This is a genomic window from Brevibacterium sediminis, from assembly GCF_013623905.1.
GTDB lineage: Bacteria > Actinomycetota > Actinomycetes > Actinomycetales > Brevibacteriaceae > Brevibacterium > Brevibacterium sediminis.
This window is the reverse complement of the sequence record NZ_JABKDD010000016.1, coordinates 1-23,454: the sequence shown is the minus strand read 5'-3', so window position 1 is coordinate 23,454 and position 23,454 is coordinate 1. Positions and strand designations below refer to the sequence as shown.

The window sequence follows — 23,454 nt, the reverse complement described above, 5'->3', positions numbered from 1 at the left end:
AATACCGCTCTCAGTGCCCGGCAAACAACGAAATCCGCAGCCCATCCTCGGCGAATCGGCGCTACTCTGGGCAGGAACACACCCACATCGCGCACGCACCGTCGAGTGCCCGGAGGAAGATCATGTCGAAGTTCGATGTCGTCGAAGCGTCCATCGCCGATCTGCGAGTCGCCCTCGAGGACGGCCGCACCACCTCGGTGGAGCTCGTCGAGGCCTATCAGGACCGGATCGCCGCGTTCGACGGTCCCGACACCGACACGAAACTCAACTCCGTGATCGTGAAGAACCCGCAAGCCCTCGCCGAGGCGGCCGCCTCCGACGAACGACGTGCAGCCGGTGAGACTCTCGGCCCCCTCGACGGAATTCCGTACACCGCGAAGGACAGCTATATGGTCGCGGGCCTCACCGTGGCCTCCGGGTCTCCGGCCTTCGCCGACCTCGTGGCGCAGAAAGATGCGTTCACGATCGAACGGCTGCGCGCCGGCGGCGCCATCTGCTTGGGCCTGACGAACATGCCGCCGATGGCCAACGGCGGCATGCAGCGCGGACTCTATGGTCGGGCCGAAAGCCCCTACAACGCCGACTGGCTGACCAGCGCCTTCGCCTCCGGTTCCTCGAACGGATCGGGCACGGCCACGACGGCGAGCTTCGCAGCATTCGGCCTCGGCGAGGAGACCTGGTCATCGGGTCGTGCACCGGCGTCGCACAATGCGCTCATCGCCTACACACCCTCGCGCGGGGTCATCAGCGTGCGCGGAAACTGGCCGCTCGTGCCCACGATGGACGTCGTCGTCCCTCACACTCGCACGATGGCCGATCTGGCGGAGGTTCTCGACGTCATCGTCGCTGATGACGAACAGACTCGCGGGGACTTCTGGCGCGTCCAACCGTGGGTGGATATCCCGAAGGCGAGCGCGGTGCGCCCGGACTCCTATGCCGCACTGCTGCCGGAATCCGTCGCGGCGGCACAGGCAGTGCTGGCCGGCAAACGCCTCGGCGTGCCGCGGATGTACATCAATGCCGATGACGAGGCCGGGACGAACCCGGACGGCGGTATCGGCGGGCCCACGGGACAGCGAGTCGAGACGCGCGCCTCGGTGATCGAGGCCTGGCAGGCGGCGCGAGCCGATCTCGAATCCGCAGGCGCCGAGGTCGTCGAGACCGACTTCCCGGTCGTGAGCAAATACGAGGGCGACCGGCCCGGTGCGCCGACGATCGCGACGCGGGGGCTCGTCACCGCCGCCTACCTCGACCGGGAGATCAACGACCTCTCGTCGTGGGGATGGGATGACTTCCTCGCCGCGAACGGCGACCCCAAACTGAACACCCTCGCCGAGGTGGAGGGAGCCTTGATCTTCCCCCACCCACCCGGTGCGCTGCCGGATCGCTACGTCGGGTTCGACGATGACATCGCAACCTACCCGGAGCAGGTGCGCACGAATCGCTACGCCTCGGTCACGGAGATCCCGGAGCTCGAATCCGGTGTGCGCGGGCTCGAGGAGACCCGCCGGGTCGACCTCGAGGAATGGATGGACGAGCGGGGCCTCGATGCGGTGATCTTCCCGGCGATGGCCGATGTGGGACCATCGGACATGGACGTCAATGAAGCTTCCGCGGACCTGGGATGGCGCAACGGCACGTGGGTGGCCAACGGCAACCTCGTGCCCAGGCATCTGGGCATTCCCTCGGTGACGGTGCCGATGGGCACCATGTCCGATACCGGGATTCCCGTGGGCCTGACGATCGCCGGACGAGGCTGGGACGATTCTGCGCTCATCGAGATCGCCGCAGCGTTCGAGGCGACCGGCGACCGTCGCCAGGTGCCGCCGCGGACTCCGCGGCTGTAGATCGTCAGCGCCCGGAGGTGAGTTCGCGCTTTCGCCTGGAGGCGTCACGCAGCTGCATCCATCCGGCGAGGATGAACCAGATGAGGAACGGGTAGGACGCGGCTCTCTCGACGATGCCGACGGGCAGGTTCCAGGTCTCGGGAGCAGCCAAGAACAGTGCTCCGGCGAGACCGAACGCGCCCAGTCCGAGCGTGAGCCCGCCGAATTCGACGGGACCGATCCAGCGCTTCTCGGGCCAATGAGTCAAGGCGATGCCTGCGGCGAGCAGACCGAGATTCTGGATTCCGGATCCGCCGAAACCGAAGACAGCATGCAGAGTCGGATCGATATCGGCGGGGACCATCCCGGTTCCGGCCAACAGCATTCCGCCGGCGGCGAGTAGGAAGGATCCGCACCTGCCCCAGCGACTCGGGGCGATCCAGTCGTGCCAGATGAAGGCGATGATCGCGAGCATCGATCCGGCGATGATGGAAACACCGTTGACGAAGGGATGGGCCGGTGAGCAGACCTCGATCGGGGTTCCGACGTCTCCCCAGTCCCCGCATCCGGTCATCCCCAGATGGCTGATGGGCTGCTGAGTGAACGAATAGCCGCCTTCGGACATCAGTGCCGCGGGAATCTCGATGAGGATCGTGGCCATGCTGGCAAGCACGGCGAGGAGTGCCCATACCCGCTCGGGTTTGGGCGAAACGCGGATGGTGCCCGAACCGGCCACCTCTGCTCCTCCGTACGGCGACATCGGATGTTGTTCACGCTATCACTGCGCCTGCCTGAAACCTTCTGGTGAACCAGTCCGACCCCTGGCGTGTCGAGGCACAACAGTGGAAAAGTATTGACCATGGTCGATTACACGGTTCTCGCCGAACGCGCTTTCACCCTTCTGCAGGGACATCACCAGGACGAACCTCTCGTGCTGCCGACTGTCTGGGATGCCTGGTCGGCTCGTGCGATGGTCGACGTCGGTTTCAACGCTCTGAGCGTCGGGTCGCACCCACTCGCCGATTCGCTCGGCCACGGCGACGGTGAGCAGATGACGCTCGAGCAGGCGCTCGAGGGTATCTCGCGGATCACCTCCGCGGTGGATGTTCCCGTCACCGCGGATCTCGAATCCGGATACGACACCCCCGCTCCCGAGCTCGTCGCCGGTCTCCTCGAGGCCGGAGCGGTCGGTGTGAATATCGAGGACACGGTGCACAGTCGCGGCAGCATGCGCAGTCCCGAGGAGCATGCCGAATACATCTGGAGTCTGCGCCAAGCGGCCGAGGCTCAAAGGGTCCACGTCGTCATCAACGCCCGGACAGATGTGTTCAAATATCCCGGCGACTTCGGGGATCCCACCGCCGAGGTGGTTCGACGTCTGCGTCTGTGCACCGACGCCGGCGCGGACTCCGTCTACCCCGTCCGCCTGCCCGATGTGGGCACACTCAAGTCGATCCTCGCGCAGATCACTCTGCCGCTCAATGTCACCGCGCACCCGATCAAGGGCGCGGTGCCCGAAGAACTCGACCTCTCACAGCTCGCTGAGCTCGGGGTCGGGCGCGTGACCTTCGGTCCGCTTCTGCAGGCGGCGCTGACCGACTGCTTCGCGGATTTCACGCGCGCTTGGCAGTAGGGTCATCCCCCTGCCGTCGGCACTATTCACTGCAACTCACCTCCACCCATCACAAGAGGAGACGCAATGCCTGCCAACCCCCGCGAAGGCCAGCCGATCTGGATCGACTATGTCTGCCAGGACTTCGAGGCCGCCCAGAACTTCTACAATCAGCTCTTCGGCTGGGAATTCACCGACATGGGTGAGGACTTCGGCCACTACAACATGATCACGAAGGACGGAGGCAACGTCGGCGGCGCCATGCGAGCCATGAACATGGACGGCACCCCGAGTCCGGAGATGCCCACGGCTTGGTCGACCTACCTGCACACTGGGAACATCGCCGGAGTCCACCAGGCAGCGTTGGGTGCCGGTGCTGCGGACGTCGTCGGACCCATGCCCGTCGGCCCGCTCGGCCAGATGGCCGTCGTCGTCGATCCGACGGGTTCGCCCATCGGCATGTGGCAGCCCGGCGAGTTCTCCGGCTTCGATACTCCGCTCTCACCGGGAACTCCCGTGTGGTTCGAACTCATGACGACGAACTACCAGGCAGCGAATGATTTCTATGCCAAGGTCTTCTCATTCGACATCACTCCGATGGAGGGCTTCCCGTACTCGACGCACGGCGACGGCGACGATGCCGTGGCCGGAATCTGTGACGCCAGCGAATGGGCACAGAATTCCTATTGGCGCACCTACTTCAACGTCGAAGACGCCGATGCTGCGGCAGCGAAGGTGACCGAGCTCGGCGGCAAGGTGCTCGCCGGTCCGGAAGACTCCCCGTACGGACGCATCGTCACGGTCACCGATCCGGAAGGCGCGACGTTCCAGCTCCAGCAGAATCTGTGACCGTCAGCCTCGCCGAGGCGGCCCGGCACTGTTCTGGTCGACTGCCCTTCGGCAGTCGCTGATCCGGCTGTGACTGACACCGATCGTTTTGCACCGCTGCGGCGACGATTCCTCAGCCTGGGGCTCGGGGAGATCGTCGCCGCGGCGGTCTTCGCTGTCGTTCCGACGCGGCTCGCTTTCGTCACGGCCGATCGAGCCGAAGCAGCGCTATAGGCAGCGCTGTCCCCGCTGCTCTTCATCCTCGTCCAGGCCGGAATCTACTGGCTGATCGCCCGGCATCATCTGCCGGCCCCGATTCCAAGACCGGTCGCTCGAATCTATCGGTTTCTGCGCGTCATCAATCCGCTGGTGCTTCTCACCTCACTCATCGGCATCGTCGTCGCTTGGCCCGGCTTTTCGCTCAGCGCGGTTCTCATCATCGTCATCTGGCAGTTCGCTGCCGCCGAATACATCAACTATTTCCATGTCCGACTCTCCTACCCGTGGTCGAAGTGGACAGTGAAGGTCGGCCGCCGGTCAACTCCGCGCCTGGTCAGAGACCTGCAGAGGAGTTAGAGCTACCGCTGTAAGTCATCCAGCACGCTTGATGGTGAGCTTTGAAATCATGCGGTCGCTGAATAGTCTCAGAATGAACATCGCGACAGTCTCTGTATTTATGGCATCTTCATTCGCCGACGTTTAAGCTCGAAACCAACAAGCCGACGGCCGAGAGCGTCGCACGACTGGAAGTCAAAGAGAGCGGATCCATTTGGACATCAGCACGGAACTGAACGGCAGGATCGAATACATAGTAATTCCAGCGATTCAGAAGCTGCTTACTGATGCCGAATTCGAACAACTTACTATCGAATCTGAGGGGTCTAGGCTCGATCGATTCGTAGCGTCTATTCAGGCATGCGGAGAGACTCTCAGCGTCATCGTTTCAGATTCCTATATGTACGAAAACATGGATGAGGCGCGAGATCGATTCTTCGAAGATCTTCGAGATGAAATATCGGAGACCGAGTTCGGCTGGGGTCAGCTCCGGGACGGCTCGTCGAACTGACCTCAGGCCCGGAGTGCAAGGGCGAACGGCAGCACCGAGGTGGCTCCTGCCCGCCGCAGCAATCGTGCACAGACCGTCATCGTCCACCGCGAGACGACCTCGTCGTCGACCAGCAACACTGACTTCCCGGCCACTGCCTCCTCGACTTCCGGAGGAACAACGAAGGCCTCATAGAGGTCTTTGACGCGGAAAGCACTGTTGACATCAGGGGTGCCGTGATCGCCTACCTGGAGCAGTTCCCCGCCGTCCACGAGTCGGCCGGCCGCGGCGAGATTCGCGGCCAGAGACCGCACCGTCACTGGACGGCGATTGCTCGGGATCGATACGACCACCTCGGGGCGGGTGTTCCAGTCCCACTGCCCGAGCACTTCGAGGCACCATTTGCCGATCTGGCCGGGCACCTCGGCGTCGGGAGCATCGGGGGCGAGGAACGATCGCAGGCTCTGCCCCTGTCCGAGGTCGGAGAGGCGGGCGATGGCGCGTCCTTCCTCGGCGAGATCTTCGGCGGGGATCCGACCCTTGAGCGGAACCCCGATGTTGGCCAATCCACTAGGCCAGGTACTGCGCGGTTCGATGGGCAGGCCGATCTTGTGCAGGTTCCCGGCCGCCGCTTGGCGCTGTTCGTCGGAGATCTCGGCAGAGAACCACACTCCCGCACAGTTGTCGCAGCGGCCGCAGAGTTTCGGGTCGGGATCGTCGAGCTGACGGATGAGGAACTCCATCCGACACTGCCCGGTCGCCTCATAATCGAGCATGGCCTGGGCCTCTTCGGCTCGGACGGCCGCGACCTTCTCATAGCGTTCCCGGTCATACGTCCACCCCAACCCGGTCGAGACGTACCCGCCTTTGACCTTCGACACCGCGTCTTCGACTTCGAGGGTCTTGAGCAGCAAGTTGAGACGGGAGCGTTTGGTTCCGACCAAAGTTTCCAAGCGGGCCACGGACAGGGGGCCGTCCGCCTCGGCGAGGGCTGCGAGCACGGCGTTCGCATCGTCCTGATTGGGCATCGACGCAGTCGCAAAGTACTCCCAGATCTGTTCGTCTTCCGCTCCGGGCAACAGCAGGACATCGGCGGAGTCTGTGGCGCGGCCGGCTCGGCCGACCTGCTGGTAGTAAGCCACGGCTGAGGAGGGCGCGCCGATGTGGATGACGAATCCGAGGTCCGGTTTGTCGAATCCCATGCCCAGCGCCGAGGTGGCCACCAGCGCCTTGATCCGATTGTCCTTGAGCTGCTGCTCGAGTTCCGCGCGTTCTTCGGCATCGGTCCGGCCCGTATAGGCGCGGACCTCGTGGCCTTGTTCGCGCAGCATTCGGGTGATGTCCTCGGCAGCGGAGACGGTGAGCGTGTAGACGATTCCGGACCCGGTGAAGTCGTTGAGATGGGAGGCCAGCCAGGCGATGCGGGAGCTGGCGTCGAGCCCTGGGAGGACGCCGAGGCGCAGGGAATCTCGGGCGAGTTCACCGCGGACGACTGTGGTGTCGTCGCCGAGCTGTTCGGCGACGTCGGTGACGACGCGGGAGTTCGCTGTCGCCGTCGTCGCGAGTACCGGGGTGTCACGTGGCAGTTCGGACAGAATCCGGCCGATGCGGCGGTAGTCGGGGCGGAAATCGTGGCCCCAATCGGAGATGCAGTGGGCTTCGTCGACGACGATGAGTCCGAGGAAGGCCAGCAGTTGGGGCAGCACTTCGTCGCGGAACTGCGGATTGTTCAGCCGTTCCGGGGAGACGAGGAGGACGTCGAGACTGCCGGCCTTGAGGTCCTCGAGCACGGAATCCCATTCGGTGACGTTCGAGGAGTTGAGACTGGCGGCACGGACTCCGGCACGTTCGGCCGCGGCGATCTGGTCGCGCATGAGCGCCAGCAGCGGGGAGATGATGAGACTCGGCCCGGTGCCCGAGGCCCGGAGCATCCGAGTGGCCACGAAGTACACCGCTGACTTGCCCCACCCGGTGCGCTGGACGACGAGGACGCGTTTCTTCGCCTGCACGAGGTCGCGGATGGACTCGAGCTGGCCATCGCGGAACTGCGCGTTCGGGTTCGCGGTGAGCTCGGCCAGGATCCGCTGCGCCTCGATCGCGAAATCGTCAGGGGCGCCGGGTGAGCCTGCAACCGGTGGGGATGTCGGGGTGGATTCCGTCATGGGGCCAGTCTAGGTGGAGGGTGTGACACGGCAGGCCCATCCCCCAGTTGGCCTGGGCAAAGCATGTCCTTCACTTTGCCTTTGCTGCGGCTCCTCAGCGCAGCGCCAGCTCGATGCCCAGGGTGGCGAGCACTCCGAAGAGGACGCCCCAGAGGATGATCGAGATGACCTGCCAGAAGGCTACGACATTGCGGTTCGCACCGAAGCCGACCATCGCTGACGAGGTGATCTGCGAGGGCAGGAGCGTCTGGCCGAGCAGCGAGACTCCCGGCACGCCGAATTTGTCGAACATGCGCTTGAGCCGCTGTCGTTTCGGCTTCTCCTCGACCTCTTTGTTCTTCGTCGCCTTGTCGCGGATGGCACCGGCCCCATAGACGAAGGCGAGCATTGAGATGACGTTGCCGATGATGGCCATGAGGATGGCGACCACGGGGTGGAGTCCGATCGCGACGCCGATGACAGCGCCGAAATACGACTCGACGAAAGGGATGGCCGAGACGAGCAGAATGCCTGCCCACTGCAGCCAGTCGGGGATGTTTCCGGCGAATTCCTGCAGACTGTCGATCATGAGGGCTCTCTCTTCTTCTGTTGGGGTCCTCTGGTCGGGTCAGCACACTGTTCCTGCCGCGCCGCATCGGCGCCTTGGCACACCGTACTAGTACAACGTACTATACACTGAGTTAAAGCATCGTTGTCAATGAAGCGAGGAGTCACGGTTGTCGAAGCGAGATGAAATCGTCGCCGCAGCCATTCGCCTGGCTGAGGGGTCGCAGCCTGGGCATGCGAACCTCAGTGTGCGCGCCGTGGCCAAGGAAGCAGGGGTCGGACCATCGACTCTGCGCCACTACTTCCCCACCCAGGCAGACCTCCACGAAGCAGTCGCTCGGCGCTCCATCGACACCGTCGTCAAGGACTTCTCCATCGCTGATGCGAACCGCGACCCGGCCAACCGGCTCTATGAGTGCTGCGCCCAGTTCCTGCCGACTCATGAGCATCGAGATGTGCAGCTCGAAACCTGGTTCTCCATGCACTTGCATGCCCTTGGAGCGGAGAAGCGGGCAGTGTCCCGGCGCCTCCTCGAACACGGTCACCGTGTCACCTATGACAGCCTGCATCGCTGGCTGAATCTGCTCGCCGAGGAGGGGCATCTCGACCCGACTGAGGTGGCGCCGACCGCCACAGCACTCTTCACCACCGTCGACGGCATCGCCCTGCACTCGATCATCTCTCCCGAGACCATGACCGTCGACGCCGCACATGAGCAGGTCAAGTGGACGATCAGCAAGCTCCTCAGCTCCTGAGCGGATCAACAGAGGGCAGTTCAGCTCCGCCCCCGAATCACCGCATGACGGCGGCCGCGCGACGCAGTGCGTCGGTCAGTCGGGAGAGCTTGTCCGAGGCCAGAGTCCAGTGGTGCCAGTACAGCGGCACGTCGATATGCGGCTCCGCGCCGATCTCGACGAGGTCGGCTTCGAGACCGTCGAGCTGCATAACCGGCACCATCCCCCACCCGAGGCCTGCCTCCACGGCGGCCGCGAACTCCGCTGAGCCCGGCACGACCGACATCGGGGGCCGGCCCTCGACTCCGCAGCGCCTGAGGAACTCGAACTGCAGATCGTCGTCCTGTCCGAAATTCACCATCGGCAGTCTGGTCAGATCCGCCTCGGTGCCGGTGGAATGCCGATCGAACAGGAAGCGTTCGGCCACGGCGGTGTAGCGCATCGTCCCGAGCTCGGCGACCGACGTCCCGTACCCGCCGGTCGCGGTCGAGGTGATCGTGCCGAGCACTTCTCCCGAGGCCAAGAGCGGCAGCGCCTTGTCCTGATCGACCATCTCGATGCGGACGACGGCATCGTCCCAGCCGGCCGCCTCGGCGAAGATCGGGCGAAACCATGTCGCCATCGAATCGGCGTTCACCCCCACCCGAAGCACCGTGGGCTCACGACCCCGGTCACCGGATCCGCCCAGCCCGAGGGAGTCGGCATCGATGCCGTGCAGCCGGTCGAGCGCCTCGGACTCGAGCAGCTCAACCTGCCGAGCATAACGGAGGATCGCCTGCCCCGCCTCGGTGACGGTGATCGGGTTCGTTCGTCGGATGAGCACCTGCCCGAGGCGGGACTCGAGTGTGCGGATGCGCTGGCTCGCCGCCGAGGCGGTGATGCCGAGAACGAAGGCCGCCCCTTCGACGGTGCCTTCGTCGACAGCGGCGGCGAGCGCCTTGACGTGATCGATGTTCATGAAGTAATTGTGCATCAGATCCATATTCTGTTGTTTTTCTTCTGAACTATCGGTCTCTACTGTTGAGTCCGTGTTCACTCATCTCGTCACCGGACTCCTCACCGGCTGGTCCCTCATCATCGCCGTCGGCCCGCAGAACGCACTCCTGCTGCGGCAGGGGATCCGGCGCGAGCACCTCGGCGTCGTCGTCACCATCTGCATCGTCGCCGACGTGCTGCTCATCGCAGCGGGCACGGTGGGGATCGGGGCGATCGTTCTGCTCGCGCCGTGGGCGCTCGAAGTCCTGCGCTGGCTGGGCGTGGCCTACCTGCTGTGGTTCGCGTGGACGAGCCTGAAATCGGCGCGAGAAGCCACCGGGCTGAAGGCGGACACTCATCAACGGTCTCTCAAGTCCATCATCGTCACCACTCTGGCGCTGACGTTCCTCAACCCCGGCGTCTACATCGACACCGTCGTCATGCTCGGCAATCTCGCGAATCAGCAGGGTTCGGACGGGGTGTGGCCGTTCACATTCGGGGCAATGCTCGGCTCGATCAGCTGGTTCCTCGTCATCGGCTACGGCGCCCGTGGGCTCTCCCGTTACTTGGGGCGGCCGCGAGTCTGGCAGGTCCTCGATGTCATCATCGCCGTCGTGCTCGTGCTGCTGGCCGCGCGGCTGGCGCTGGGATAGGACGTTGCGCCGAGGCGACCGACGTCGTCGCCGATGTCAGTGCCCATCGGTACCGTCGCAGACATGGATCCCCGCATCGACCTGCCACTGCGTTCTGTGGCCGAGCATGCCCTGTCTCCTCCGAAGCTGAGTCCCTGGCTGCGTGATCTACCGGCCGTTCGCGACGTTCTGTCCGGCTTCGAATTCGATCGGACGACCGTCTTCGTCGGCGAGAACGGCTCGGGCAAGTCGACCATCATCGAGGCCATCGCCACGGCTCTTGACCTCCCGCACGGCGGCGGCTCAGATTGGGAGGTGCGCGATCACGTGGAGGCGCCTCCCGAGCTGAGTGGACACCTGCAGATCGTGCGCGGAGCGACAACGAATCGCAGCGGATTCTTCCTTCGCGCCGAAACGATGCACGAGAACATGGCCTATCTCATGGGCGTCGGCTCGATGCGCGGCCATCATTATGCCCGGCGATCGCACGGCGAGATGTTCGTCGACATGCTCACAAGCCGTTTCATGGAGCTAGGACTGTGGATCCTTGACGAGCCGGAGAGCGCGCTGTCGTTCACGGCCTCGCTGACTCTTCTGCAGCTCATCCGCGAACGCCAGCGGAAGGGCCTGCAGACCGTCATGGCCACCCACTCCCCCGTCCTCGCCCGGGCCGACAACGCGAAGATCGTCGAGGTCGGCGACTGGGGACTGCGCGAATCCGCGTGGGAGGACCTCGACATGGTCGATCACTGGCGCCGTTTCCTCCACGACCCGCAGCGATACCTGCGCTACCTCGAAGACTGAGGCGCCGCCTACGCCCGCAACGCCAGAGGCGACCCACTCCTTACTCTGCTGACACGCGCCGTTTGCACCCTGGAGACCCCCAAACACCTCGGCGATGGTTGCTTGATCACCTCCCGACTGGATTTCGCTGGATTGTTTGGTCGATCCACGGCGTTTCGCCCAGCGAAAACACCGTGGATCGACCAAACAAATGCGCCGACAGCGTCTGGCATCCGCAACGGGCCACGCCCGCGCTGCGACGCCCGCGCTGCGATCAGGCCTGTAAGTCCGCAGCAGCCCCGTGTCCCGCAACAACTCTGCAGCCCGCACCCCAAGGCACGACCCTGCAACCGGCCCGGCCTACAGCTGCAGACTCGGGTGGAGCTGAGTGAGCGTGACCATACGCTTGCGGCTGCAGACCACGGTTGTGGCGACCAGACAGATTGCAGTCATCAGCAGCAGCACCACTGCCGCCTGCGCGGCGATGAACATGTCACCACCGGCAACCAGTGTGCGCAGACCGCTGACCGCGTGCGTCATCGGCAGGAACGGCGAGATGATCTGGAAGATCTTCGGCGCCGTCTCCACCGGATAGGTTCCGCCTGCCGATGCGATCTGCAGCATCAGCAGAACCAGGGCAATCAGCCTGCCGACACCACCCAAGGCCGCGACACACAATTGGTGCACGGAGTGGAAACAGGCCGCCACGAGCATCGAGAACAGCAGCGTCCACAACCACGAACCGGCCGAGAAGTCCAAGGTGAAGGCGAGGATCGCATAGAGGACCGCGACTTGGGCGATGCCGAACAGCAGCCCGGGAACGTAGCCGGCCCATGCGATGCGCGACGAGGTGGCCGATGAGAACAGTGCTCGGTATGGGATGGCGTTGAGCACCATGTAGGTGATCATTCCGCCGATCCACAGAGCCAGGGAGACGAAGAACGCAGACAGTCCTTCGCCATAGGCATCGACGGCGTTGTCCTTGACCTTGTCTGCATCGACGGGAACCGCCACGACATCCGAACGGTTCTCCCGGTCCTTCTTGTCGTAGGTCGGGATCTGTTCGAGTCCTTTCTCCAACCCGTCGGCGAGTTCTCCGGAGCCGTCATCAAGCTTGCCCGCACCCTTATCGAGTTCGGTTGACCCGTCGACGAGCTGCTCCGATCCGTCCTTGAGATCACCGGCTCCGTCCTTGGCCTTCGCCGTGCCGTCCTTGAGCTGGACGGCCCCGTCATGCAGGTCACCGGCACCCTTGGCGAGCTTGCCCGCTCCGGCGTCGAGCTTGATCAGTCCGGAGTGGAGGTCATCGGCACCGGTCGCGACCTTCTGCGCTCCGTCGTCGAGCTGACCGATCTTCTTATCGGCCGTGCGGATCTTGTCCATCACGCCGTCGACCGCGTCGGTCAGCTTGTCCTCGAGGCTCTTGGCTTCATCTTTGGCATCGGAGGCGCGCTGGTGTGCGGAATCGAGGTCCTCGCCGAGGCCGTTGGCATCCTCGGCGAGTTTCTTGACGTTCGGGTCGTCCGGATAGTCCTCCTGCAGCTGCTTGATCCGGTCGTCCATGTCCCCGCGCACGGTGGTGCGGGCGTCGTCGAAGTCCCCTTCGGCGCGCTCGAGCTTCGGTCGCGCTCCGTCGACGACGTCATCGGCCTTGCGTTTGACGTCCTCGGCTTTCTTCGTCGCCTCATCGGCGGTATCTCGCAGCTCTGAGGTGCCGTCGGCGACCTGCCCGGCACCGTCGGCGAGTTTCTTCGAGCCGTTCTTCGCTTCGGTGGTGGATTTCGCCAGGGTATCGGCCCCGTCGGCGAGGTCGCCGCTGCCCTTCTTCAGCTCGCCCGCACCCTTATCGAGGTCGATGAGCCCGGTCTGCAGCGTTCCGATTCCTTTGTCGAGCTTCGTCGTCCCGTCCACGAGCTCTCCGGTGCCGTCGTGGAGTTGGCCTGCTCCGTCGTGCAGGTCGGACGCACCGTTTGCAGCTTTCTCCGTCTCCGAATGGATGTCGTTGAATCCGAGATAGACCTGGTTGACGTACTCGGCGGTCGTCGTCTTGCTCAGTCCGCCCTTGATCTCGGAGAGGATGGTCCCGGCCACCTGTCCGACGATGAAGTTGTGGGCGTCGTCGGTGCGCAGCCGCAGCCCTGCCTGCTGCGGATCGTCACCTCCGGTCGACACGAGCATCTCGGAGAAGTCCGAGGGGATCTCGAGGACCGCGAAGTATTTCCCTTCGGCCAGTCCCTCGTCGGCTTCCTCTTGGCTGGTCTCCTGCCAGTCGAATCCGCCTTCGCCCTTCGGCGTGATCTCGTCGACGAGCTCCTGACCGGCGTTGAGCTTCTCTCCGTCCGAGTCGGGCTTCTCCGCGCCGGTATCCTCGTTGACGATTGCCGCCTGCAGCTTGTCGAGGTGCTCGGTCGGGTTCCAGTTCGAGGCCAGGTACAGCCCGCCGTAGATCGACGGGATGACGATGATGACGATCATCGCCAAGCGCGTGATCGTGTGGCGTTTGAATCGTGAGAGTTCTAACCAGGGCAGGGAGAACATTCGGGAATCTCCTCGGATTCGTATACGTGGGGCAGGCAGTTCAGTGTTTGGACCCGCGATGAGCGGGAGGGTGGGGCGGCAGTTCGAGTTCGACCAGCGACGGCTCCGCGCGGAAGCCGAGCGATCTGGTGGCGATGTCGAGTTCGCTCGAGTCCTCGCAGGAGACGATGACCGTGAGCGGGTTCTCGGGATCCCGTGATCTGCGCAGCTGCTGGTAGATGAGGATCCCGGCCCAAGCACGGGCTCGGTCGGCGGATTCGCGCAGGTAGTCGATGTTGTCGATGACGACGACGGGTGGGCGGCTGAGGCTCGCCAGCCCGAATTCGAGGAAGAATTTCTGCAGCTCACTCAGCTCGGAGACGAATACCTCTCCGTCATCGTCGATGAGGAAGTCCGCGCGCTGGGCGTCCTGCTTCGAGAACGTCCCCGGCGGGAGTTCGTCAATGATCTCCGTAGCCGTGGTGAAGGTGTCCCGGATGAGACCGATGACCTCACGCAGGGTCGATTTCGACGCCCACGGCTTGTACCAGGGCTGGAGCATGATCTGTCGTTCGGCGACGTGCTGCGCAACCGTGAAATCGTCCTCAAGGTCCGTCAGCCCGCCGATATGTCCGACCGCAACCTGCCCGCGCACGTTGCGGGCCTGCTTGCGGATATCGGTATCGCCGAGGCGGCCCTCCCCCGCGGAGACCCGCATCCTTCCAGCCAAGGACAGGAGGAGAGAGGTCTTCCCGCTGCCGGCGGGACCACGGACGACAGCGATGGCACCGGTCGGCACCTCGAGGTCGATATCGGTGAACACATCGCCCTGTTTGCCGGACAGCGACCAACCGTGCAGCGCGACCGCTGGCGCGTCGATGTCGGTGTCCTCGGCGAGAGTGTCCGTTGTGCTCTCCATAGCCATCGCTCCCAATCGTCTGTGCCCTCGTCGATCCGGTCAGTGCCGGATAATTCTGCTGCGCGCAGGTGACTGCAGACTACGCCACCACCGGCACGTGAGGTTGTGGAGCGGGCGATTCCACGCGAAGTTACCCATTGGTAACACCAGTGAATTCTCTCATGAAAATGACGCGAGAGTGACTCGAGAAGACCCAGATGTCACGAATTGCACATCGATTCGCTGGACAGAGGCCATCGGGCGGACTCTCGGGTGGCCTCTCGGTGGGGACCGCGGAACGGTTCAGGAGGGCGGGACTGCAACGCGGTTTCAGGGGTGGGGTCGTACTATCGAAGACGTCGATGTCCCTCGACACACGACGACGAGAATGAGGAGCGGATGAGCACGGCCGATCGCAACCTCACCGGACTGCACAGACGGTGGGGGCTGAGCCCTTCGACGCTGGCTCCCGGATGTTTCGCCTCGGTGATGGCGACCGGCATCGTGTCGATCGGTGCCGAGCTCAAAGAGCTGCACTCGCTGTCAGTGGGTCTGTTCTGGATCGCCGTCGCTCTGTATGTGTTCTTCACCGTACTCACCGTGGTGCGGATCCTCCGATATCCAGAAGCTGTTCGCGCCGACCTGCATGATCCCTCCCGGGCGTTCGGGTTCTTCACCGCTGTGGCAGGCACGAATGTCCTGGCGACGGGGCTCGTCGGTTTCGGCTTGATCCCGCTGGCCCTCGCCTTCTTCGCTCTCGGCGGTCTGCTCTGGCTGGTGCTCGGGTACGGGATTCCCTTCACCGCGATCCTCGGGTCGAGCACACGGCCGGTATCTGCAGGGGTGAACGGCACGTGGCTTGTGTGGGCGGTGGCCGCTCAGTCAGTGGCGGTGGTCGCCGCGAGCCTGGGGATCGAGCTTCCGAACACCGCATATCTCGAGCCCGGTCTGGTCGCATTCCTCGCGCTCGCGGCGGTGGTCATGTGGGCGGTTGGACTGGCGCTCTACGTCGTCTGCGTGATTGCGATCGGCGTGCGCGTGCTTCGGCATCGGTTCGGGCCCAAGGACCTCGATGCTCCGTATTGGGTGACGATGGGGGCACTGGCAATCACGATCGTTGCGGGTTCCCGGATTCTCGATCTCGGCGACGCTCCCCTGCTCGAAGCGACACGTGTACTGGTCGGCGCCTCCTCGGCGCTGCTGTGGGCGATCGCCACGTGGCTCGTCCCGGCGCTCGTCGCCGCAGGAGCCTGGAGGCATGCCGTCCACCGGGTGCCGATGACCTATTCGGCCGGGCTGTGGAGCATGGTGTTCCCAGTCGGCATGTACGCCGTGGCGAGCATCTACCTGGGCCGGTCGGATCATGTGCCGGCGATCGAATGGATCGGGCTCCACTGGTACTGGATCGCACTGACCGTCTGGGCGATCGTCTTCGTCACCATGGTCACGTCATTCGTCAGAACCCTCCGCAGTCGCTGACCGCTCGGACCTCCTCGGCGGGGTCTTCGCAATGCGCCCTCCCAACAGCACAACGCCCCGCCAGTGGCTTCTCGCACCATTGCAATGGTGCGAGATGACACTGACGGGGCGTTATGGTTGCGCAGCTGTGTTACGTGTCAGCAACTAGACGTGATGCTCCGCCCGAGCACAGGCGCCGCAGTCAGACCTCGAAATCAGACGTCGAAGCGCTGACCCTCGGGCTTGGGCGGCATGATCTCCATAACGAGCACAACGATTCCGCCGATAGAGGTCAGGGTAAGCAGGTAGAAGAGGCCGGAGAAGCCTGCATCGTGGAGGCGGCGCCAGGAGACAGCGATCGACGGCACGATCGTGGCCAGGACAAACACGCCGAGAAGGACCCCTCCGATGCCCATCAGTGCAATGCCACCGCCCGAGGGCGCCCCGCCCCCGTAGGGATCGGCAGAAGCAGACGCCGCCATCATCACCGCTCCGATGATGACAAGAATGTAGGGCACCAGCGCAACGAGAACGCAGAACAGCGTCGCCCACCAGAACTCGCTGCGCGAGGCCCGCCCGCTGAACTTCGCGTAGTTCTTGAAGAAGCGCTTGACGGCCTGGCCGAAGGAAGCGCCGTAGAGCGGCAGTGAGAGGTCATCGGGGCTGGCGGCACCGCGTGGCGCTCCACCGAAGCCCTGCCCTCCATAGCCCTGGCCGGCGGCACCGGGAGCTCCTTGACCGGGTGCGCCGGAGTTGTATGCTGCATTCGCGTCGTAGGACATGATGACCTTCATTTGTAGGTGACGTTTCCGATCGCGCTCCGACGTCGATGGGCCGAAAATGCTCAGCCGATCTTCAGGAAGCGCGCACTCTATTCTGCACCAGGCATTCCATCGATCATGTGTCGAACCGGTTTCAGATCTGCAACACAGCGCATGATTCACTCATTTGTCATGGTCCGGACACGGAAACGGCGCCCGAGGAATGATTCCTCGGACGCCGTGATCCGCGAGCCGCTGCCGCTTCGAAAAGGCTCGACCTCGTCGACGATCAGCACTGCCTGCAGGCGAGTTCGCCTCAGGCGTCGCCTCCGGTGAGGGCATAAGCCTCGTCGACCGACGACTCATCGATATGCCCGTCGACGCGACGCAGCTTCTTCCAGCCGAGCGAGATGACGACGACCGACAGCAGCACGGCCCCCGCACCGAAGAGGTACGGAGAACCCGCACTGATCGATTCCGACACCGCACCGGCGACGATCGGCGCAACGGCACCGCCGATGAAACGCACACCCGAATAGGTCCCCGAGGCGACCGGACGAGGCAGGTCGCTGACCTCCATCGCCGATTCCGTGAACACCGTGTTGAGCACGCCCAGAAGCATGCCCGCCACGATGATGCAGACGATGATCCCGGCCAGCGATTCGACGAGAAAGGACATCACGCCCAGTAGCACGGCCAGTGCGACCAGGGTGACGATGAGGCTGCGACGACGTCCGATCCGCTTGGTCAGCACGGGAGCACCGAACACCGAGGTGATCGCCACGCAGATGCCCCAACCGAAGAAGACGTAGCCGAGGCCCATGGCGCCGAAGTCCTCCATGCCCAGCTTCGCGGCGGCAGCCTCGACAGGGAACGGGCTGTAGGCCAGCAGGATGAAGAAGCCGAAGTTGTAGAGCAGAGCGGAGACGCCGAGGATGGCGACACCCGGACGGGCGAGCGCACGGAACGTAGCGCTGAGCTTGATCGGCTCCGCCGAGGCCCCATTCGAGCTCGTTCCTCCCGGCAGCAGCACAACGATGGCGATGAAGCCGATGGCCATGAGGACTGCGGTGCCGAAGAACGGTCCGCGCCAGGAGATGCCGCCGAGCAGTCCGCCGAGCAGCGGGCCGGTGGCGATGCCGACGCCGAGAGCCGCCTCGTAGAGGATGATAGCCTTCTCAGCACCACCGGACGCGGCACCGACGATCGTCGACAGAGCGGTGGAGATGAACAGCGCGTTGCCCAGCCCCCAACCGGCACGGAAACCGATGATCTGGTCGACGGAACCGGAGAATCCAGCCAGAGCCGCGAACGCGACGATGAGCACGAGACCGATGAGCAGCGTGGTCTTCGCACCGATGCGCGAAGACAGGAAGCTCGTGAAGAACATCATTCCGCCGGTGATGAACAGGTAGCTGGTGAACAGCAGCATCGATTGGGCGGGGGTGGCGTCGAGCTCGGCCGAGATGGCCGGCAGGATCGGATCGACCAGGCCGATGCCCATGAAGGCGATGACCGCGGCGAACGCGACCGCCCAGACGGCACGCGGCTGGCGAAGGATCGACGCTCCCGCCCCGGAATCGCCGGGTGTTTCGTCCCCTGTTGTTTCGTTGTCTGCTGACGCTCTCATCTGCTGGTCGCGTCTCCTTTCCTATGGTGCGTTCCGCTTGCGAAGTCCGATTCGGAAGCGTGGTTGAAAAACTGAGGTGTGTGCTGCGGCTAGCCCGCGGCCGAGTCGGAGTCCGATTCGTCGGCGGGTTCGTCGACGCCGTCGACCGGGTGGCGGTCCTTGAGGAAGTCCGAGACCAGTCCGAGCGCACGATCGACGCTCTGCCTCTCCTCGACGCTCAGCGACTCGAAGTAGGGCTGCATCTGCTCGATCATGATCGACCGGTTCTCCGCCAGCCTCGCCCGTCCGGCTTCGGTGAGAGAGAACTGCGACGCCCGGCCGTCCGTGGGACTGGGTTCGCGCACGACGAGTCCGGCTTCTTCGAGTTTGGCGAGGAGTTTCGTCGCCGCGGGCTGAGAGCTCAGATATCCTTGCGCGAAATGGCCCACCCGTACGGGCTGATACTGCTCGACGACTGCGAGCGCACGCAGCGCCGCCAGCGAGTTCTCATTGCCGATCACTCGTCGAAACGCTCTGGTCAGGCGCGACGAGACGACAACGAGCCGCGACACGAGTTCAGCCGAATCCACATCATCCATAACTTATTTATATACCCAGGTTATGCATTTCGGCAAATCATGGTCACCGCGAGCGCCTTCGCGTCGCTCGCGAACGCCGGCCCGCCCGGACCACGGAGACACTCCACCCCATCCGCACGCAAAACCGCTCCCACCCCGCCCAGATGTCACCATGTGACGGACCTCGCGGCCGCCTCGGTGATGGTCATGCTACTCTGGCCTCACATGTTCCGGGGACGGTGAAATTCCGTACCGGCGGTCATAGTCCGCGAGCCGCTCGCATTCGTGCAGGCGGTTGATTCGGTGAAATTCCGAAACCGACAGTCAGAGTCTGGATGGGAGGAGCATGGTGGCCTCGGCCGCTGTGTCTGGTGCAATCGACCGCACCGTCGCACGCGACTGAGACGCCCTGATGGTTGCACCCGCAATATCCTCCCTCCCGGCGAAGGCTCGGGAGGTTTTTTTCATGGGCGCGCAGCCAGGCGACGCAGCGGAATTCACGGACCTCGAATCCGCGGCGATGACCGCTGCCCTGGGTGCGGCCCGCGAAGGTGTTCGCGGAGCGAATCCGCTGGTGGGCGCGGCAATCCTGACAGCCGACGGCCAGATCGTCACCGGTCACCACGGAGGTGCGGGCACTCCCCACGCCGAGGTGGACGCGATCACCACCGCCCACGACCTCGACATCGATCTGACCACCTCGACACTGTTCGTCACGCTCGAGCCCTGCGCCCATCACGGCCGGACCGGCCCCTGCACCGAGGCGATCATCAACGCTGCGATCCCCTCCGTCGTCTTCGCCTCCCCCGACTCGAATCCCCTGGCCGCGGGCGGCGGAAAGACCCTCGCCGAGGCGGGGTTGACGGTCCGTTCGGGACTGCACGAAGAGGACTCCCGCGCACTCAATGCCCGCTGGGTCCGGTCGACGGCCGAGGCCCGCCCGTTCGTCTCGGCGAAGATCGCACAGAGCCTCGACGGGGCCGTCGCCGCCGCCGATGGAACCAGTCAGTGGATCACCTCCGCGGAGTCTCGCGCACACGCTCACGAGGTCCGGGCCCGAGTCGACGCCATCCTCGTCGGCACCGGCACCGCCGTGGCCGACGATCCGCGTCTCAATGCCCGCGGCCCGGACGGAATCTCACTCGACGACCAGCCGCGGCCCGTCGTGCTCGGCACCTCGGAACTGCCGGTCACATCGTTTCTCGCCCTCAATCCGAACACTCTGCAGCTGCGCACCCACGATGTCCGTGCGGCCTTGGACGAACTGTACGCCGCCGGAGTGCGCCACCTCCTCGTCGAAGGCGGGCCGACGGTGCTCGGCGCGTTCTTCTCCGCGGGTGTCGTCGACGAGGTCTTCTGCTATCAGGCTCCGCTGCTCATCGGCCCCGGCCGCAGCAGCGTCGACGGCTTGGACATCGGCACCCTGTCCGAGGCGCTGCAGCTGATCCCCGACGACACGGAGACACAGGCGGTGTCACGGCTCGGCCCGGACTTCCTGCTGCACTTCACAACTGCGGATCCGGAACCTACCGAAACCGGCTCCCCCGAACCAGGTACGTAGCCGCCGCACTCCCCCAACCACCACCGACCACCGCCTGAAGAATCTGGAGTCACATGTTCACCGGAATCATCGAAGAACTCGGCACCGTCGAGTCCATCGAGCACACGAACGATTCGGCAGCGATCACCATCGACGCCGGCCCCCTCGTCGCCGACCTCGACCTCGGCGGCTCGCTGTCCGTCAACGGAGTCTGCCTGACTTCGACGAGGCAGCCCACCGAGCAGCGTCCCGGCCTATTCACCGCCGAGGTCATGGGCGAGACCCTGCGCCTGACCGGGCTCGGCTCCTTGGTCACGGGCGACCGCGTCAACCTGGAACGCTGCACGCCCGCCTCGGGGCGCTTCGACGGGCATGTCGTCCAAGGACACGTCGACGGACGCGGCGAACTCCTCAACCGCATCGACCGACCCGACTGGTCGACCCTGCGCATCGGGATCCCGAACGACCTCGCACCGCTGACCGCGATCAAGGGGTCGATCGCGCTCAATGGTGTGTCGCTGACGCTGACGGCCGTGTCCGAACCGAGCGCACCCTCGGCGTGGGTGGAGGTCGGCCTCATTCCAGCCACCCTGGCACACACGACGTTCGGCGAGCTGCCGGTAGGCGCGGCCGTGAACGTCGAGGTCGACGTGCTCGCGAAGTACACCGCACGCCTCCTGTCCTTCCGCACCGATGGCGGCGCCGCCGACGCGGTCCCCACTCACTCGAGCCCCGCCTCGGCGGGCTCATCACCTTCGAACAGCACCCAGCAAGGAGTCGATCATGACTGATCCCATCGCCCACGCCAGCCGCCTCGATCCCATAGACGCGGCCATCGCAGCCGTCGCCGCCGGCCGACCCATCCTCGTCGTCGATGATGAGGACCGGGAGAACGAGGGCGACCTCATCATGGCCGCCGAGTTCGCCGACCCCACGACGATGGGCTTCTTCGTCCGGCACACCTCGGGCGTCATCTGCGCACCGATGACCGCCGACCGAGCCGCGTCCTTGCGTCTGCCGCCGATGGTCACCGACAACGAGGATCCGAAGGGCACCGCCTACACGGTCAGCTGCGACGCGGTCGGGGTGACCACGGGCATCAGCGCCGCCGAACGCGCCGAGACCGGTCGAGTCCTCGCCGCCGCCGGTCCGGATCCGACTGCGATCTCGCGGCCCGGCCACATCTTCCCGCTCATCGCCAAGGACGGCGGGGTCCGCGAACGTCCAGGTCACACCGAGGCCGGAGTCGAGTTCGCGCGCCTGGCCGGTGCTCAGCCGGTGGCGATGATCGCCGAGGTGGTCCACGACGACGGTTCGATGATGCGCTTCGACGCGGTGCGCGACTTCGCCGACGCCCACGACCTCGTCATGGTCTCGATCGAACAGCTCATCGCCTACCTCGAGCTGCGTGACGCGGATGAGTCCAACGACTCCGCGGCGTCCGTGTCTTCGCCTTCGGACGATTCCCGCACTGAGGCGGCCGCCTCGGTGAACATCGCCGGTGCCCCTGGTGGGGACGAATCGGTTGAGGCGACCGCGGAGGTGGCTCTGCCGTCGGAGCACGGCAGCCTGCGGGCCCGCGCGTTCACGATCAACGGGCATGACCACCTCGGCGTGTTTGCGGGGTCCCCGGATTCCGACTCAGCGGGTCCGGCACCTCTCGTGCGGCTGCATTCGGAGTGCCTGACCGGGGACGTCTTCGGTTCGCACCGGTGTGACTGCGGTGAGCAGCTCGACCTGGCGCTCGGCCTCATCGCCGAACACGGCGGGGCGGTGCTCTACCTGACCGGGCACGAGGGTCGCGGAATCGGGCTGAGCAACAAGCTGCGCGCGTACGCCCTGCAGGATCAGGGGCGGGACACCGTGGATGCGAACCGGGACCTCGGGTTCACCGACGACGCCCGCGACTACCGTGCCGCGGCGACGATCCTGCGCTCGCTCGGGTTGACTCGCATCCGCCTGCTCACGAACAACCCGGCGAAGACCTCGGCTCTCGAAGAGCTGGGCATCACGGTCGAAGCTGTGGTTCCGCTCGAGGTCGCGGCGCGGCCGGAGAACACGCACTACCTGGCCACGAAGCGCGAACGCATGCACCATGTGCTCTCGCTGCCGGAGGTCACGGGCACATCCGGTACGAGCGCGGGCACAGCCGGGGCCGTCGCCAGCTGAACCTCGGCCCCACACAGAGACACGAACCAGGCTCTTCCTAGCCTTCGAACAAAGGACACGATCATGGCTCATTCCGGAGCACCAGAACTCACCGTCGACGCCGCTGACCTGCGCGTCGCCATCGTCGCCGCCTCCTGGCACACCCAGATCATGGACGGGCTCGTCGACGGGGCCCAGCGCGCCGCCGCCGAGGCCGGAGCCGAAGCCACACTCATCCGCGTGCCCGGCAGCTTCGAACTGCCCGTCGCCGCGGCCCGCCTGGCACCGCACTTCGACGCGGTCGTCGCTCTCGGAGTCGTCATCCGCGGCGGCACCCCGCACTTCGACTACGTCTGCCAAGCCGCCACCGACGGCCTCAACCGGGTCGCCATCGACTCCGGCAAGCCGGTCGGCTTCGGCGTCCTGACCTGCGACACCGAACAGCAGGGACTCGACCGTGCCGGGCTCGAGGGCTCGGTCGAGGACAAGGGACATGAGGCGATGACCGCCGCTCTCGTCACCGTTCAGGCCCTGGCGCCGTACCCTCAGATCTGAGCAGGGCTGAGTGGCGGGGGCCTCCTCGGGCGAGCGGGTCGGCCGACCCCAGCTTCCTCAGACCGATCGGACAGCAGAACCTGCTTCCCCAAAAGATAAGTGTGCGCAGATTGCCCATTTGGGTGTGGCGGTTTCTAGGTTCTAGTGCAACACCCGGTCTGACCAGCACTATCAGACCGGGTGTTTCCACTGAACGAAGGAACACCCCCATGACCACGCACTACAGACGTCCACGGCTGCCCTTCCA

General features: G+C 64.8%; 23 protein-coding genes and 1 riboswitch. Of the genes, 14 read left to right on the top strand and 9 right to left on the bottom strand.

The genetic code is table 11. The features are described 5' to 3' along the window. Positions 1-122: 122 nt before the first annotated feature. Positions 123-1,847 (top strand): amidase, encoded by a 1,725-nt coding sequence (locus HK108_RS15895; RefSeq protein WP_181272225.1) that lies wholly within the window; start codon positions 123-125, stop codon positions 1,845-1,847. 4 nt (positions 1,848-1,851) lie between these two features. Here HK108_RS15895 and HK108_RS15890 read toward each other — a convergent pair whose 3' ends face one another. After that, positions 1,852-2,586 carry a DUF998 domain-containing protein gene (locus HK108_RS15890; RefSeq protein ID WP_181272224.1) on the bottom strand — a complete coding sequence of 245 codons (735 nt, stop codon included), beginning with the start codon at positions 2,584-2,586 and terminating at the stop codon, positions 1,852-1,854. Positions 2,587-2,685: 99 nt separating this feature from the next. Here HK108_RS15890 and HK108_RS15885 point away from each other — a divergent pair, with 99 nt between their 5' ends. The 5 genes from HK108_RS15885 (at position 2,686) to HK108_RS15870 (ending at position 5,332) form a co-directional block, all read left to right on the top strand. Then, positions 2,686-3,459 (top strand): isocitrate lyase/PEP mutase family protein, encoded by a 774-nt coding sequence (locus HK108_RS15885; protein WP_181272223.1) that lies wholly within the window; start codon positions 2,686-2,688, stop codon positions 3,457-3,459. Positions 3,460-3,525: 66 nt separating this feature from the next. Further along, positions 3,526-4,287 carry a VOC family protein gene (locus HK108_RS15880; RefSeq protein ID WP_181272222.1) on the top strand — a complete coding sequence of 254 codons (762 nt, stop codon included), beginning with the start codon at positions 3,526-3,528 and terminating at the stop codon, positions 4,285-4,287. Between the two features lie 69 nt (positions 4,288-4,356). Beyond that, the gene (locus tag HK108_RS18695; protein ID WP_219922497.1) at positions 4,357-4,500 is read left to right on the top strand and encodes a hypothetical protein; all 144 of its coding nucleotides are present in this window, start codon (positions 4,357-4,359) and stop codon (positions 4,498-4,500) included. 135 nt (positions 4,501-4,635) lie between these two features. After that, entirely contained in the window at positions 4,636-4,842 is a 207-nt protein-coding gene (locus tag HK108_RS18690; protein WP_219922496.1) for a hypothetical protein, read from the top strand. 193 nt (positions 4,843-5,035) lie between these two features. After that, positions 5,036-5,332, top strand: a complete 297-nt coding sequence (locus HK108_RS15870) for a hypothetical protein (protein WP_181272221.1) — start codon at positions 5,036-5,038, stop codon at positions 5,330-5,332. A gap of 2 nt (positions 5,333-5,334) precedes the next feature. Here the strand turns inward: HK108_RS15870 and HK108_RS15865 are convergent, their stop codons facing one another. Both HK108_RS15865 and HK108_RS15860 read right to left on the bottom strand, forming a co-directional pair. Then, positions 5,335-7,473 (bottom strand): RecQ family ATP-dependent DNA helicase, encoded by a 2,139-nt coding sequence (locus tag HK108_RS15865; protein ID WP_181272220.1) that lies wholly within the window; start codon positions 7,471-7,473, stop codon positions 5,335-5,337. Between the two features lie 94 nt (positions 7,474-7,567). Further along, the gene (locus tag HK108_RS15860; protein WP_139467908.1) at positions 7,568-8,041 is read right to left on the bottom strand and encodes a hypothetical protein; all 474 of its coding nucleotides are present in this window, start codon (positions 8,039-8,041) and stop codon (positions 7,568-7,570) included. A 148-nt stretch (positions 8,042-8,189) separates the two neighbouring features. Between HK108_RS15860 and HK108_RS15855 the strand changes: the two genes are divergently transcribed. Next, positions 8,190-8,774 carry a TetR/AcrR family transcriptional regulator gene (locus tag HK108_RS15855; RefSeq protein ID WP_139467907.1) on the top strand — a complete coding sequence of 195 codons (585 nt, stop codon included), beginning with the start codon at positions 8,190-8,192 and terminating at the stop codon, positions 8,772-8,774. Positions 8,775-8,811: 37 nt separating this feature from the next. Here the strand turns inward: HK108_RS15855 and HK108_RS15850 are convergent, their stop codons facing one another. Beyond that, a complete protein-coding gene (locus HK108_RS15850) occupies positions 8,812-9,711 on the bottom strand; it encodes an ArgP/LysG family DNA-binding transcriptional regulator (protein WP_139467906.1) in 900 nt (299 codons plus the stop codon). A gap of 70 nt (positions 9,712-9,781) precedes the next feature. On the opposite strand from HK108_RS15850, the gene HK108_RS15845 reads away from it, so the two are divergent. Both HK108_RS15845 and HK108_RS15840 read left to right on the top strand, forming a co-directional pair. After that, a complete protein-coding gene (locus HK108_RS15845; RefSeq protein ID WP_181272219.1) occupies positions 9,782-10,381 on the top strand; it encodes a LysE/ArgO family amino acid transporter in 600 nt (199 codons plus the stop codon). Between the two features lie 63 nt (positions 10,382-10,444). Then, complete coding sequence (locus HK108_RS15840; RefSeq protein WP_139467904.1) at positions 10,445-11,164, top strand: AAA family ATPase; 720 nt, start codon at positions 10,445-10,447, stop codon at positions 11,162-11,164. 339 nt (positions 11,165-11,503) lie between these two features. Here the strand turns inward: HK108_RS15840 and HK108_RS15835 are convergent, their stop codons facing one another. After that, entirely contained in the window at positions 11,504-13,681 is a 2,178-nt protein-coding gene (locus HK108_RS15835) for a YhgE/Pip domain-containing protein (RefSeq protein WP_139467903.1), read from the bottom strand. 40 nt (positions 13,682-13,721) lie between these two features. Beyond that, complete coding sequence (locus HK108_RS15830; protein WP_181272218.1) at positions 13,722-14,579, bottom strand: ATP-binding cassette domain-containing protein; 858 nt, start codon at positions 14,577-14,579, stop codon at positions 13,722-13,724. Positions 14,580-14,957: 378 nt separating this feature from the next. Here HK108_RS15830 and HK108_RS15825 point away from each other — a divergent pair, with 378 nt between their 5' ends. After that, the gene (locus tag HK108_RS15825) at positions 14,958-16,037 is read left to right on the top strand and encodes a tellurite resistance/C4-dicarboxylate transporter family protein (RefSeq protein WP_139467901.1); all 1,080 of its coding nucleotides are present in this window, start codon (positions 14,958-14,960) and stop codon (positions 16,035-16,037) included. 194 nt (positions 16,038-16,231) lie between these two features. Here HK108_RS15825 and HK108_RS15820 read toward each other — a convergent pair whose 3' ends face one another. The 3 genes from HK108_RS15820 to HK108_RS15810 form a co-directional block, all read right to left on the bottom strand. Further along, positions 16,232-16,798: a DUF805 domain-containing protein gene (locus tag HK108_RS15820; RefSeq protein WP_172171800.1), complete on the bottom strand. Its 567-nt coding sequence runs from the start codon at positions 16,796-16,798 to the stop codon at positions 16,232-16,234. Positions 16,799-17,093: 295 nt separating this feature from the next. Beyond that, positions 17,094-18,407: an MFS transporter gene (locus HK108_RS15815; protein ID WP_139467899.1), complete on the bottom strand. Its 1,314-nt coding sequence runs from the start codon at positions 18,405-18,407 to the stop codon at positions 17,094-17,096. A gap of 89 nt (positions 18,408-18,496) precedes the next feature. Then, positions 18,497-18,985, bottom strand: coding sequence for a MarR family winged helix-turn-helix transcriptional regulator (locus tag HK108_RS15810; RefSeq protein WP_139467898.1), 489 nt, complete (start codon positions 18,983-18,985; stop codon positions 18,497-18,499). A gap of 201 nt (positions 18,986-19,186) precedes the next feature. Continuing rightward, positions 19,187-19,315, top strand: a riboswitch (FMN riboswitch). A 115-nt stretch (positions 19,316-19,430) separates the two neighbouring features. Here HK108_RS15810 and ribD point away from each other — a divergent pair. The 4 genes from ribD (at position 19,431) to ribH (ending at position 23,207) form a co-directional block, all read left to right on the top strand. Continuing rightward, on the top strand, positions 19,431-20,525 hold the full coding sequence (gene ribD, locus HK108_RS15805) for a bifunctional diaminohydroxyphosphoribosylaminopyrimidine deaminase/5-amino-6-(5-phosphoribosylamino)uracil reductase RibD (protein ID WP_229664154.1): 1,095 nt from the start codon (positions 19,431-19,433) through the stop codon (positions 20,523-20,525). Positions 20,526-20,578: 53 nt separating this feature from the next. Then, complete coding sequence (locus tag HK108_RS15800) at positions 20,579-21,295, top strand: riboflavin synthase (protein ID WP_139467897.1); 717 nt, start codon at positions 20,579-20,581, stop codon at positions 21,293-21,295. After that, on the top strand, positions 21,288-22,673 hold the full coding sequence (gene ribA / locus HK108_RS15795; protein ID WP_181272217.1) for a GTP cyclohydrolase II: 1,386 nt from the start codon (positions 21,288-21,290) through the stop codon (positions 22,671-22,673). The genes HK108_RS15800 and ribA overlap by 8 nt, the downstream gene beginning before the upstream one ends. 63 nt (positions 22,674-22,736) lie before the next feature. Then, on the top strand, positions 22,737-23,207 hold the full coding sequence (ribH, locus tag HK108_RS15790) for a 6,7-dimethyl-8-ribityllumazine synthase (RefSeq protein WP_181272216.1): 471 nt from the start codon (positions 22,737-22,739) through the stop codon (positions 23,205-23,207). The last annotated feature ends 247 nt before the right edge of the window (positions 23,208-23,454 follow it).